Here is an 11,847-nt window from a genome sequence, read left to right on the forward strand (position 1 = left end):
CTTAGAGGCGCCGCCAGCTCCAGGTGGTCGTGGCCTCCAGCGGCTCCAGCGGGGTGACCAGGCGGGGCAGGGTGTTCAGGCCGTTGGGCGGGCCGGTCTGCGGTTCGACGCAGACGGCCTCGGCCTGCTCGTCGTAGACGACCACCCACTCCTCCCGGCTGGTCACCCGCAGTTCCAGCCGACCGGGCCAGGTGAGGGTGACGTCGACGCCGCCGGGCATGCCGAAGCAGTCGTCCCAGGGGCCGGGCTTGGGATCGACCCGGTTGCCGGTGGGCAGATGGTCGGGGCCGCGCTCCTCCTGCCAGGCCGGCTCGAAGTCCACCTGGACGTCCTCACCGCCCAGGTTCCGACGGAACCAGGGGTGCCAGCCGATCTGCGCGGGGAAGGAGTCGCCGTACGTCTCCACGGACATCGTCAGCGTCAGGCTGTCCTCGGCCAGCGCGACGACCTGGGTGACCCGGCCGGGATGCGGCCAGGGGTCGGTCAGGTCGTAGGTGAGGACCGCCTCGTCGCCCGAGGTGCGGGCGGTGCGCCAGGCGCCGTCGCGCGCGGTGCCGTGGATGGCGTGCGGCGGGGAGTTGAGGGGCATCTGGCGGACGGTGGCGCCGTCCAGGAAGCGGCCCTCACGGATCCTGCCGCACCAGGGCACCATCGGGAAGCAGCCGTAGCGGGGCCCTTGCCGCAGCAACTCCAGGGCGCCCACCTCGAGGCTGCTGATACGGCCGCCGTGGGCGGGGCTGACGTGTACTTCCGCGGTACCTGCGGTCAGCGTGATGTCGTCGTTGCTCACGGGACGACAGTACTGGGGGGATCGGTCCGGATTCCGGCTGCGGGTTCACCTCAGCGGCGTCTGCGCAGGGCCCTGCTCACGACGATCGCCGACGCCACGGCCAGGGCCGCCGCGGGGGCCGCCCAGCGCAGGGCCCGGTTGCCGGTGACGGTCTGGGGGGCCGGTACGGGCGCGTAGCGGCCGCGGGGCGGGGCGTGGTCGACCTCCTCGGCGCTGCGGCCGATCATCGTGCGGCGCGCGTGCGCGGCCTCGGCCGGGGGCTCGCCGGTGTCGGCGAAGTCCTCGGCGAGGCGGTCGGCGGCGGTGTCCTCGTCGGTCTCCGGGTCCAGGGAGGGCGGCGGTACCTCGGTGTCGAACACGGAGGTGTGCCCCGCCTCCTCCCGCGTCCGCTGTGTCTGCTCCGGGTCCTCCGGGGTCTCCGCCAGCGCCTCCACGAAGCGGTTCAGCAGCCGCGTCACCGCCGAACTCACCGCGTCCGCGGGGAGTTCGGCGATCCGGCCGTCCGCGTCGGCCGTGCCGTCGACCGTGACGGACGTGCCGTCACCGGTGTCCGTCAGGCGCACGGTGAGGGCGAGTTTGACGGTGCCGGTGCCGCGGGCCTCGGTGGCCTCGCCGTCGACGGTGTAGGTGCCGTCCTCGCGGGATTCGACCCGAACCGCTCCCCGGTAGGTGACGGAGTGTCCCCCGACCCGCACCTTCAGCCGTCCGGCGACGGGCTGCGCGCCGGCGTCCTGCTGGAGTCCGGGTACCGCCCGGGCGACGCGCGCGGGGTCGTCGAGTGCCTGCCTGAGCCGGTCCGCCGGAACCGGGACGAAGACCTGGTGCTCCATGTCGGCTCACCCTACCCAGTGGGCGCCGGAACGTACCCTCGCGTGCGGACATGGCCGCTCAATAGCGCGGATGGACCAGCGTCGAGGCGGCAAGCCCGTCGATCCGGGTACGGTCCGCCGCCCGCCCGTCCGCCGACAGCGCGGCCTGGCCGAGGGTGCGCGGGCGGGGTGCCCGTGGGTCCAGGCGCAGCGGGGGGGCCGGGCCGTCGGCGGAGGCGAGCAGGAAGCCCCAGTCGTGCGGGGCGCGGGAGGCGTCGGCCGAACGGTCGGGGCCGGGCGGGAAGCCGGAGTCGTGGCCGAGCACACGGTAGGGGGTGGGGGCGAGGCCCGCCGCGCGGAGGGTCGAGGCGACCGTCCAGAAGGCGCGGGGGCGGGCGGTGACCGGCCCGGCGTGGACCACGAGGCGGCCGTGCGGGGCGAGGGTGCGGCGGGCGAGGCCGTAGAACTCCTGGGAGTACAGCTTGGTGCTGGCGGTGATGCCGGGGTCGGGCAGGTCCGCGATCACGACGTCGTACGCCGCCGTCGGCGCGCCGCGCAGCCAGCTCAGGGCGTCCGCCGTCGTGACGTGGAGCCGGGTGTCGTCGTAGGCGTGCCCGTTGAGGGCGGACAGGGCCGGGTCGCGGCGGGCCAGACCGACCAGGCCGGCGTCGAGTTCGACGACGTCGACGCGGCGCACGTCCCGGTGGCGCAGGACCTCGCGGGCGGCGAGGCCGTCGCCACCGCCGAGGATGAGCACCCGCGCGTGCGGGCCGGTCATCGCGGGCTGCACCAGGGCCTCGTGGTAGCGGCGCTCGTCGCGGCCGCCGACGCGGAGCCGGCCGTCCAGGAAGAGGTCGAGGGGACGGCCGTCGGTGCCGCCGGACAGGACGATCTCCTGGACGTCGGTCTGCAGGGCCACCCGGACGTCGCCGCCGTACACCGCCTGCCGGGCGGCGCGTTCGAAGTCGCCGGCGAGGGCGGCGGCGGAGGCGAGGACGCCGAGGACGGTGAGACCGGCCAGGAGCAGGGTCCAGCGGGCCCGGCGGGTCAGATCACGGCGGAACAGGCCGAGGACCAGGGCGCCGCCGGCGACCACGTTGACCGTGCCGGTGAGCAGGGCGCCCGTCAACTGGCCGAGGAAGGGCAGGAGAAGGAAAGGAAAGGCGAGGCCGCCGACCAGCGCGCCCACGTAGTCCGCGGCGAACAGGTCGGCGACCGCGCCGCCCGCGTCCTGGCGGCGGATGCGCTGGATCAGCTCCATCAGCAACGGCACTTCGGCACCGACCAGCAGGCCGATGGCGAGGGAGAAGGCGACCAGCAGACAGCGCGGCCCGTCGGCCCAGATGCCGCCCCAGCCGCCGGTCCAGGCGAACACGGCGTACAGCGACATCGCGCTGCACCCGCCGACCAGCGCGAGCGCGGTCTCGAGGGCGCCGAAGCCCACGGCCGCGTGCCAGCGCAGCCGCTTGGCGGCGAGCGAGCCGATGCCCATCGCGAAGACCATCACGGACAGCACGACCGAGGCCTGGGTGACCGAGTCGCCGATCAAGTACGAGGCGAACGCGACGAGTTCCAGTTCGTACACGAGCCCGCAGGCCGCGCAGACGAAGACGCACACGAGGACCAGGAACCGCCCGGTGCCGGGCCGCACGGGCAGCCGGGCGGGGCCTGTCCAGGGCGGGGCACCCGGGGGCGCGGGGGCGTGCGGTTCGATCATTCTGCGACGTTACGTCACACGCTCGGCACGCTTTGTCACCCACACGTGTGGAACTCCGGACAGTTGACGCATGCGTGTTTATGTCGTCCCGGAGGCGTGCGGGCCCGGCGTACGGTCGGCGCGCCCCGCGTCAGAGCTGCCGCGCCGCCGGCGTGCGGGCCCCCACCCGGGTCCTGGTCGCCACCAACTGGCCGTCCTGCGGGTAGGCGTGCCAGGTCCGCCAGTGCACCTGGCCCTCGTGCCGCTGGGCCAGCATGGCGGTGAAGGCGTGCGGGCTGCCCGGGAAGACACCGGCGAGGCCGTGCGGATGCTCGGAGACCAGGGCCAGCAACTCCTGGGCACGGCCCGCGAAGGAGCCCGGCGTGAGCACCTCGACGCGCGCCGCGAACTCGTACTCCCAGTCACCGACCCGCTTGGCCACGCCCAGCGGGAGCGGGGTGCTGGAGCCGGGGATGCACGCGACCGTCTCCGAACAGGTGCCCCGCTCCTCCTCGACCAGCACCTGGTGGGAGGCGCCGAGCAGTCTCAACTGCAGCTTCACCCCGGTCAGTTCCAGGTCGAGGGTGGCCAGGGCGGGGAGCGGCTCGCGTCCGAGGGCCCAGGCGAGGTCGGCAGCGCGGGTATCGGTGTAGGAGGTGTTCAGGGTCGTGAGCATGCATCGGCTCCGCTAACACGCAAGGAGGGGGGAGATCGGCCGTGTCAGCCCAGTCAGCCCGGCCGGTGGGGGCGACTGCGGGAGTCCGAGGGCTGTGTTGGTACGACGGCCGCATTGGTGATTGAGAGGGAATCATGAACAGTGGCGACGCCACAGCGTTTTTACCCAACTTCGTGGGGTTTCCATCCCTCAGAGGGCTCCACAGCTCAACTGTTCCACCACGGCGTGCGCCGGGCGCACACGGCGCTCGGCGGGGCGCCCGCCGGATGCCTTCTCCGGCGGGCGCCCGCCCCGGCGCGGGAAGCTCAGCTGCCCCGTGTCAGCTGCCTCCCCCGCATCCGCCCCCGCCGCCGCACGAGGAACCGCCGCCGCAGGAGGAGCCGCCGCCGCAGGACGAGTGACCACCCCCGCAGGAGGAGTGACCGCCCCCGCAGGAGTGGTGCCCCCCGTGCCCCCCGTGGCCGCCGTGGCCGCCGTGGTGCCCGCCGGACGAGCCCGGGCTGCCGCCGTCCCCGGCCCACCAGCTGCGCCCCCCGTCGTGGGCCGACGCGGACCACGTCCCGGTCCCGGCCCCCCGGACCCGGCCCTTGCCGGCCCTCCGCGCCCTCCCGGCCACGGACGCGACGACCGCCACGCCCATGACCGCGACCACCATCACGATGAAGACGGTGCCCATGGCGTCACCCTCTTTCCGTTCCCCCGAAGCGGCCCCCCGTGGGCCCCTCTCCGTCCGCCGCCTGTCGTGCGGTGACCGGGGGATGCCCGGCGGGTCAGGCCGTCAAAGCAGAGTTGAGCAAGTTCTGAGGGACGTCGACGGCGCGGCCCCCGGTGCCTCGGCCGGGGGGAGGCGGGAGAGCGCTCGTCTGCGCGAGGGGGGCGTCGGGAATAGCCTGGGGAGGAGCGGCACCGGGACGGAACCTGCCCTCCCGATGCCTCCCCTTCACCGGGGGACGGGAAGGGAGGCGACGAGCCATGCCCTGGAATCTGACCGGCACGTATCTGGAGAGCTGCAACTGCGACGTGGTGTGTCCCTGCACCACCTCGGGCCTCACCGCACCGGCCGACCACGAACGCTGCCAGGTGACCTTCGCGTTCCACGTGGACAGCGGGGCCGTGGACGGCGTGGACGTGGCCGGGCGCAACGTCGCCGTCTTCATCGACGCGCCCCGGGTGATGAGCGAGGGCGGCTGGCAGGTGGCGCTGTACCTCGACGCCTCGGCGGACGACGGTCAGGCGGAAGCACTGGGCAAGGTCTTCTCCGGCCGGGCCGGCGGGCCCATGGCGGCGCTCGCTCCGCTCATCGGTGAGGTCCTCGGCGTGGAGCGCGTCCCCATCGACTTCCGGGACGACGGCCGCCGCCACGCCGCCCGAGTGGGTGGTGCCATCGACATCGAGATCGAGGACCAGGTCGCCCCGCAGTTCGGCGAGGACGGACCGGTCATGGGCCTGACCGGCATCTTCCACCCGGTGAACAGCACGCTGACCATCGCCCGGTCCACCCGGGCCAGGGGCGACGGCGTGTACGGCCGGTCCTGGGACTTCTCCGGCGGCAACGGGCACTCGGCGCCCTTCACGTGGTCCGCGTGACCGGTCGGCCGGTCGCCGTCCGCGGCAGGGCGGGCCCGGCGGGACTGCTGCTGATCGCGGCGGCCGCGGCGTGGGTCTGGATGGTGACGCGCTGGGGTGGCATGCGGGCGATGCCGGGAACCATGGGCCTGGGCCTGCCCGCCTTCCTGGCCGTGTGGACCCTCATGACGGCCGCCATGATGCTGCCGGCCACGGCATCCGTGGCGTCGCTGTACGCCCGCACCGTCACCGTGCACCGAGCGGCGCGCATGGCCGTCTTCACGGCCGCCTACCTGCTCGTGTGGGCGGCTGCCGGGCTGCCGGCGTACGGGCTGGCCGCCGGCCTGGGCCGGAGCGCGGGCCTTCCCGGCACGACCGGGACCGCCGTGGCCGCGGCCGTCTTCGCGGTCAACGGCGTCCACCAGCTCACGCCCCTGAAGGACCGCTGCCTGGCACGGTGCCGCTCGCCGATCGGGTTGATCATGCGGTACGCCTCCTACCCCGGGCCGGCCCGCGATCTGCGTGCCGGAGCCCACCACGGGGCGTTCTGTCTGGGCTGCTGCTGGTCGCTGATGGTGCTGCTGGCGGCGTTCGGCGTGATGAACCTGTGGGCCATGATGGCCCTGACCGCCGTGATCACCACGGAGAAGCTGGCTCCGGCCGGCCGCCTCGTGGCCCGTACCGTGGGGATCGCCTCGCTCGTCCTGGCCGTCGCCGTCTTCTGGGTCCCGGCCCTGGCACCGGGACTCACGGGTGGCGGTACGGCCGGGATGTGAAGGGTGGCCGCCGGTGTTCCGGGGACGTCGGTTGAGCGGGACCCGAGCTTGGGCGCAGGATGACCGGCATGACCTCCAGCACGCGCCCGCACCTGAACCGCCGGCTGGCGGAGTTCGGCACGACGATCTTCGCCGAGATGTCCGCCCTCGCCCTGTCGACCGGGTCGATCAACCTGGGCCAGGGCTTCCCCGACACCGACGGCCCCGAGGAGGTGCGCGAGGCGGCCGTACGCGCGCTGCGGGACGGCCGCGGCAACCAGTACCCGCCGGGCCCGGGCGTCCCCGAGCTGCGCACCGCGGTCGCCGCGCACCAACTGCGCCGCTACGGGCTGTCGTACGACCCCGACAGGGAGGTGCTGGTCACGGCGGGCGCCACGGAGGCCATCGCGGCCTCGCTGCTGGCACTGCTGGAGCCGGGCGACGAGGTGGTGGCGCTGGAGCCGTACTACGACTCCTACGCGGCCTGCATCGCGATGGCGGGCGGCCGCCGGGTGCCGGTGACGCTCCGGCCGCACGGCGGCGCCTTCCGCCTCGACCTCGACGAGCTGCGCGCGGCCGTCACGGACCGCACCCGGCTGCTGCTGATCAACACCCCGCACAACCCGACCGGCACGGTCCTCACCCGCGCGGAGCTGGCCGCCGTCGCCGAGCTGGCGGTGGAACGGGACCTGCTGGTGGTGACGGACGAGGTCTACGAGCATCTGGTCTTCGACGGCGCCGAGCACGTGCCGCTCGCGACGTTCCCCGGGATGCGCGAGCGGACGGTGACCATCGGCTCGGCCGGCAAGACCTTCTCGTTCACCGGCTGGAAGGTCGGCTGGATCACGGCCGCACCGGACCTGGTCGGCGCCGTGCGCTCGGCGAAGCAGTTCCTGACGTACGTCGCCTCGGGCCCCTTCCAGTACGCCGTCGCCGAGGCACTGTCGCTGCCCGACGCCTACTTCACCGGCTTCCGCGAGGACATGCTCGCCAGGCGGGACCTGCTGGCGGCGGGACTGACCGAGGCGGGCTTCGAGGTGTTCACACCGGCCGGCACCTACTTCATCACCACCGACATCCGCCCGCTCGGCCAGTCGGACGGCTTCGCCTTCTGCCGCGCGCTGCCGGAGCGAGCCGGCGTCGTCGCCATCCCCAACGCCGTCTTCTACGACCACCGGAAGGCGGGAGCCCCCTTCGTCCGCTTCGCCTTCTGCAAGCGGACAGAGGTGCTCCAGGAGGCGGCGACACGCCTCAAGGCAGCTTTCTGAGGCCGCCGGGTTCTTCCCGACATGACGTGAGAAGGCCCGGGAGGCAGGAGTTCATCGCTCCGCTCCCGGGCCGGTACAGGGCGGTCTACTCGCCGTCCTCCTCGGGCTTCTCCGCCTCGTCGATCTCCTGCTCCAGGCCGAGCTGCTCCACCAGCCAGCGGTCGAACTCGATCGCGGCGCGGACCCAGCTCACCGTGGAGGAGACGAAGTGGTTGAGGTCGACGCCGGTGCCGATCAGCATCTGGGCCTCGCCGATGAGGCGGACGGTGCCGTCGTCGTGGGTGTGGGTGTACACCTTGGGCCACAGCGTGCGGCGGTTCCAGTCGTCGACGGACTCCAGCAGCTGCGGCTTCTCGTCGATCGGGTGGGGGCGGTCGTAGAAGGTCCGCACCGAGAAGACCGCCTGCTCGTCCTCCCCGCGGAACATGAAGTAGGTGCGGAACTGCTCCCACGGCGCCGCGAGGTCACCCTCCTCGTCGACGACGTACTTCAGCTCCATCTGGTCCAGGAGCTGCTTCACGAGGTCCTGATCCGGGACGACGGGGCCCGCCGGTCCTTGGGGCTGCGGCTCGGGCTGGCCCCCGAAGTTCGGAATCGAGGACGGGTCGATGGTCACCGTGTATTTCCCTTCGTGCGGATGCCGCCATCCTCCCCCAGAGGGGGCGGGGGATGGCAACCCCGCACCGCCTGTCAGCCGAGGGCGGAAAGGGAACCGGCGGCGCCGCGATGAGCGATGATGCGGGCATGCGCATACCCAGAGCGGTGCGGTGGGTGCTGTGGGCCCTGTGGTGGGGCTGTCTGGCCTTCTCGGCCTGGGCCTTCTGGTCGCTGTACGACGCCATGAGCAGCGTCTGAGCGGGCTCTGGACAGCCCACGGGCACGGTACGGCGGCACCGTGCCCGTGGGGCGGTGGCTACAGCGTCTTGCCCGTCGCCGGGCCCACCAGCAGGCCCTCGCCGAAGCGGTCCACCCGCACCGTGTCGCCGTCCTTGATCTCGCCGGCCAGGATCTCCTTGGCGAGACGGTCGCCGATGGTGGTCTGGACGAGGCGGCGCAGCGGCCGGGCCCCGTAAGCCGGGTCCAGGCCCTCCTCCGCCAGCCAGGCCAGCGCCTCGGGCGTGATCTCCAGCGTGAGCCGGCGCTCGGCCAGCCGCTTGGCCAGACGGTCGATCTGGAGCTTGGCGATGCGCTCCAGCTCGGGCTTGGTCAGCGCCGAGAACACCACCAGGTCGTCGAGCCGGTTGAGGAACTCCGGCTTGAAGGAGGTCCGGACCACCTCCAGGACCTGTTCCTTCTTCTCCGCCTCGCTCGTCACCGGATCGACCAGGTACTGGCTGCCCAGGTTGGAGGTGAGCACCAGGATGGTGTTGCGGAAGTCGACCGTGCGGCCCTGACCGTCCGTCAGACGGCCGTCGTCCAGCACCTGGAGCAGGATGTCGAAGACCTCGGGGTGGGCCTTCTCCACCTCGTCCAGCAGGACGACGCTGTACGGGCGGCGCCGGACCGCCTCGGTGAGCTGGCCGCCCTCCTCGTAGCCGACGTACCCGGGGGGCGCGCCGACCAGGCGGGCCACGCTGTGCTTCTCGCTGTACTCCGACATGTCGATGCGGACCATGGCCCGCTCGTCGTCGAACAGGAAGTCCGCCAGCGCCTTCGCCAGCTCGGTCTTGCCGACGCCCGTCGGACCCAGGAAGAGGAAGGAGCCGGTGGGGCGGTCGGGGTCGGCGATGCCCGCGCGGGAGCGGCGTACGGCGTCCGACACCGCCCGTACGGCCTCGGCCTGGCCGATGAGCCGCTTGCCCAGCTCGTCCTCCATGCGCAGCAGCTTCTGCGTCTCGCCCTCCAGCAGGCGGCCCGCCGGGATGCCGGTCCAGGCGGCGACCACGTCGGCGATGTCGTCGGAGCCGACCTCCTCCTTGACCATGGTGTCCTTGGCGCCCCCGCCGGAGGCGGACGACGCCAACGCCTCCTCCGCCTGGGAGGCGGCCTCCAGCTCCTTCTCCAGCTGCGGGATCTCGCCGTAGAGCAGCTTCGCGGCGGTGTCGAAGTCGCCGTCGCGCTGGGCGCGTTCGGCCTGGCCGCGCAGGTCGTCCAGGCGCTCCTTCAGCTCACCGACCCGGTTGAGGGACTCCTTCTCCTTCTCCCAGCGGGCGGTCAGGCCGCGCAGCTCCTCCTCCTTGTCGGCGAGGTCGCGGCGCAGCTTCTCCAGGCGCTCGCGGGAGGCCGGGTCGGTCTCCTTGGCGATCGCCAGCTCCTCCATCTTCAGCCGGTCGACGACGCGCTGGAGCTCGTCGATCTCCACGGGGGACGAGTCGATCTCCATGCGCAGCCGGGAGGCCGCCTCGTCGACGAGGTCGATGGCCTTGTCGGGCAGGAAGCGGGAGGTGATGTAGCGGTCGGAGAGGGTGGCCGCCGCCACCAGCGCGCTGTCGGCGATCTGGACCTTGTGGTGGGCCTCGTAACGGCCCTTCAGGCCGCGCAGGATCGCGATGGTGTCCTCCACCGTGGGCTCGGCGACCAGCACCTGCTGGAAGCGGCGCTCCAGGGCGGGGTCCTTCTCGATCCGCTCGCGGTACTCGTCCAGGGTGGTGGCGCCGACCATGCGCAGCTCGCCGCGGGCCAGCATCGGCTTGAGCATGTTGCCGGCGTCCATGGCGGAGTCGCCGCCCGCGCCGGCACCCACGACGGTGTGCAGCTCGTCGATGAAGGTGATGATCTGCCCGTCGGAGTCCTTGATCTCGGCGAGGACGGCCTTCAGGCGCTCCTCGAACTCGCCGCGGTACTTGGCACCGGCCACCATCGCGCCGAGGTCGAGCGCCACCAGCCGCTTGTCCTTCAGCGACTCGGGCACGTCCCCCTTGACGATGCGCTGGGCGAGCCCCTCCACCACGGCGGTCTTGCCGACGCCCGGCTCACCGATCAGCACCGGGTTGTTCTTCGTACGGCGGCTCAGCACCTGCACGACCCGCCGGATCTCCTGGTCCCGCCCGATGACCGGGTCGAGCCGGCCCTCGCGGGCGGCGGCGGTGAAGTCGGTGCCGAACTTCTCCAGGGCCTTGTACTGGCCCTCCGGGTCTGCGGTGGTCACGCGGCGTCCTCCCCTGGCCTTGCCGAAGGCCTCTTGCAGCTTCTTCGCGTCGGCGCCCTGCCCCCGCAGCAGCTCCCCGGCCGCGCCGCCCTTCGCGGCGATGCCGAGGAGCAGGTGCTCCGTGGACAGGTACTCGTCGCCCAGGTCCTTGGCCCGCTCGGTCGCGTCGGCGATGACGGCGAGCAGCTCGCGGTTGGGCTGGGGCGGCGCGACGGTGGAGCCGGTCACGCTGGGCAGCCCGGCGAGGATCTTCTCGGCACCGGCGCGGACGGCGGCCTGGTCGGCCTCGACGGCGGCGAGCAGGTCGGTGATGTTCTCGTTGTCCTGCCCCTGGAGCAGCGCGAGCAGCAGGTGAGCAGGGGTGAGGTCCGGGTGCCCCTCGGTCACGGCGCGATTGCTCGCGGCGTTGATCGCGTCCCGGCTCCTGTTGGTCAGCTCGGCGTCCACGTGTCCGTTCTCCTCCTCGGCGTCGGCTCGTCGGCCAGGTCTCCCACTGGTTTCCCACCGCTGACTTGACCAACGTACACAAAGTTGAGTCTATTCCACTCAAGGCGGGACCGCGGGCCGATTCTGCCGCTAGTTTGCGGGCATGTCCCGACACTCGCAGGGCCCGGCGTCCCGGCCCCCACAGGACCCGACTGCCCCGGACGAGCCGTACCTCGCCTTCTGGCGGGAACGGCATCTGTGCACCCTGACCACCCTCCGCCCGGACGGCAGCCCGCACGTGGTGCCGGTCGGGGTGACGTACGACCCGGAGGCGGGGCTGGCGAGGGTGATCACGAACCGGACGAGCGCGAAGGTGGCGCACGTCCTCGCGGCCGGGGACGAGGGGGCGCGGGTCGCGGTGTGCCAGGTCGACGGCCGGCGCTGGGCCACTCTGGAGGGCCGGGCCCGGGTGCGCACGGAGCCGGAGCGGATCCGGGAGGCGGAGCTGCGGTACGCCGAGCGGTATCAGCGCCGGCCCGCGGAGAACCCGCTGCGGGTGGTGATCGAGATCGCGGTGGAGCGGACACTCGGGCACGGCTGAGCCCGGCGGCCCTCCGACCGTCGGTTTTCAGCCACCTTGACGCACTCGCATATCGCGAAATGTCGGCACGAACGGCAGCGGGGGGGGGGGGGGGGGGGGGGGGGGGGGGGGAGGGGGGGGGGGGGAGGGGGGGGGGGGGGGGGGGAGGGGGAGAGGTTTGGCCGGAGACCAG

At 72.9% G+C, this 11,847-nt stretch carries 10 protein-coding genes; 4 read left to right on the plus strand and 6 right to left on the minus strand.

Going from position 1 to position 11,847, the window contains the following annotated elements; translation table 11 throughout:
* Position 1 precedes the first annotated feature (1 nt).
* The 4 genes from ACZ404_RS17230 to ACZ404_RS17245 all read right to left on the minus strand — a co-directional run bounded on the left by ACZ404_RS17230 (position 2) and on the right by ACZ404_RS17245 (position 3,971).
* On the minus strand, positions 2-790 hold the full coding sequence (locus ACZ404_RS17230; protein WP_468440551.1) for an aldose epimerase family protein: 789 nt from the start codon (positions 788-790) through the stop codon (positions 2-4).
* 50 nt (positions 791-840) lie between these two features.
* Positions 841-1,620 (minus strand): SRPBCC domain-containing protein, encoded by a 780-nt coding sequence (locus ACZ404_RS17235; protein WP_468440553.1) that lies wholly within the window; start codon positions 1,618-1,620, stop codon positions 841-843.
* A gap of 58 nt (positions 1,621-1,678) precedes the next feature.
* The gene (locus ACZ404_RS17240; RefSeq protein ID WP_468440555.1) at positions 1,679-3,316 is read right to left on the minus strand and encodes a polyamine aminopropyltransferase; all 1,638 of its coding nucleotides are present in this window, start codon (positions 3,314-3,316) and stop codon (positions 1,679-1,681) included.
* A gap of 130 nt (positions 3,317-3,446) precedes the next feature.
* Positions 3,447-3,971 carry a DUF2617 family protein gene (locus ACZ404_RS17245; RefSeq protein WP_468440557.1) on the minus strand — a complete coding sequence of 175 codons (525 nt, stop codon included), beginning with the start codon at positions 3,969-3,971 and terminating at the stop codon, positions 3,447-3,449.
* 972 nt (positions 3,972-4,943) lie between these two features.
* Between ACZ404_RS17245 and ACZ404_RS17250 the strand changes: the two genes are divergently transcribed.
* Genes ACZ404_RS17250 through ACZ404_RS17260 form a run of 3 tightly spaced genes read left to right on the plus strand, consistent with a single transcriptional unit; the run spans position 4,944 to position 7,560 of the window.
* Entirely contained in the window at positions 4,944-5,558 is a 615-nt protein-coding gene (locus ACZ404_RS17250) for a DUF1326 domain-containing protein (protein ID WP_468440559.1), read from the plus strand.
* Positions 5,555-6,313 carry a DUF2182 domain-containing protein gene (locus ACZ404_RS17255; protein WP_468440561.1) on the plus strand — a complete coding sequence of 253 codons (759 nt, stop codon included), beginning with the start codon at positions 5,555-5,557 and terminating at the stop codon, positions 6,311-6,313. Before ACZ404_RS17250 ends, ACZ404_RS17255 begins: the two co-directional genes overlap by 4 nt.
* A 59-nt stretch (positions 6,314-6,372) precedes the next feature.
* Positions 6,373-7,560, plus strand: coding sequence for a pyridoxal phosphate-dependent aminotransferase (locus tag ACZ404_RS17260; RefSeq protein WP_468440563.1), 1,188 nt, complete (start codon positions 6,373-6,375; stop codon positions 7,558-7,560).
* Between the two features lie 85 nt (positions 7,561-7,645).
* Here the strand turns inward: ACZ404_RS17260 and ACZ404_RS17265 are convergent, their stop codons facing one another.
* Both ACZ404_RS17265 and clpB read right to left on the minus strand, forming a co-directional pair.
* Complete coding sequence (locus ACZ404_RS17265) at positions 7,646-8,176, minus strand: type III secretion system chaperone family protein (protein WP_468440565.1); 531 nt, start codon at positions 8,174-8,176, stop codon at positions 7,646-7,648.
* Positions 8,177-8,473: 297 nt separating this feature from the next.
* Entirely contained in the window at positions 8,474-11,095 is a 2,622-nt protein-coding gene (gene clpB, locus ACZ404_RS17270) for an ATP-dependent chaperone ClpB (RefSeq protein ID WP_468440567.1), read from the minus strand.
* Positions 11,096-11,237: 142 nt separating this feature from the next.
* On the opposite strand from clpB, the gene ACZ404_RS17275 reads away from it, so the two are divergent.
* Positions 11,238-11,675: a pyridoxamine 5'-phosphate oxidase family protein gene (locus ACZ404_RS17275; RefSeq protein WP_468440569.1), complete on the plus strand. Its 438-nt coding sequence runs from the start codon at positions 11,238-11,240 to the stop codon at positions 11,673-11,675.
* Positions 11,676-11,847: the final 172 nt, after the last annotated feature.

The organism is Streptomyces sp. NPDC030798 (assembly GCF_055572275.1).

Bases quoted from the DNA above. Each gene is read 5' to 3' on its own strand.
- ACZ404_RS17275 (WP_468440569.1), top strand. From the start codon at position 11,238: ATGTCCCGACACTCGCAGGGCCCGGCGTCCCGGCCCCCACAGGACCCG.
- ACZ404_RS17245 (WP_468440557.1), bottom strand. From the start codon at position 3,971: ATGCTCACGACCCTGAACACCTCCTACACCGATACCCGCGCTGCCGAC.
- ACZ404_RS17235 (WP_468440553.1), bottom strand. From the start codon at position 1,620: ATGGAGCACCAGGTCTTCGTCCCGGTTCCGGCGGACCGGCTCAGGCAG.
- ACZ404_RS17250 (WP_468440559.1), top strand. From the start codon at position 4,944: ATGCCCTGGAATCTGACCGGCACGTATCTGGAGAGCTGCAACTGCGAC.
- ACZ404_RS17260 (WP_468440563.1), top strand. From the start codon at position 6,373: ATGACCGGCATGACCTCCAGCACGCGCCCGCACCTGAACCGCCGGCTG.
- ACZ404_RS17240 (WP_468440555.1), bottom strand. From the start codon at position 3,316: ATGATCGAACCGCACGCCCCCGCGCCCCCGGGTGCCCCGCCCTGGACA.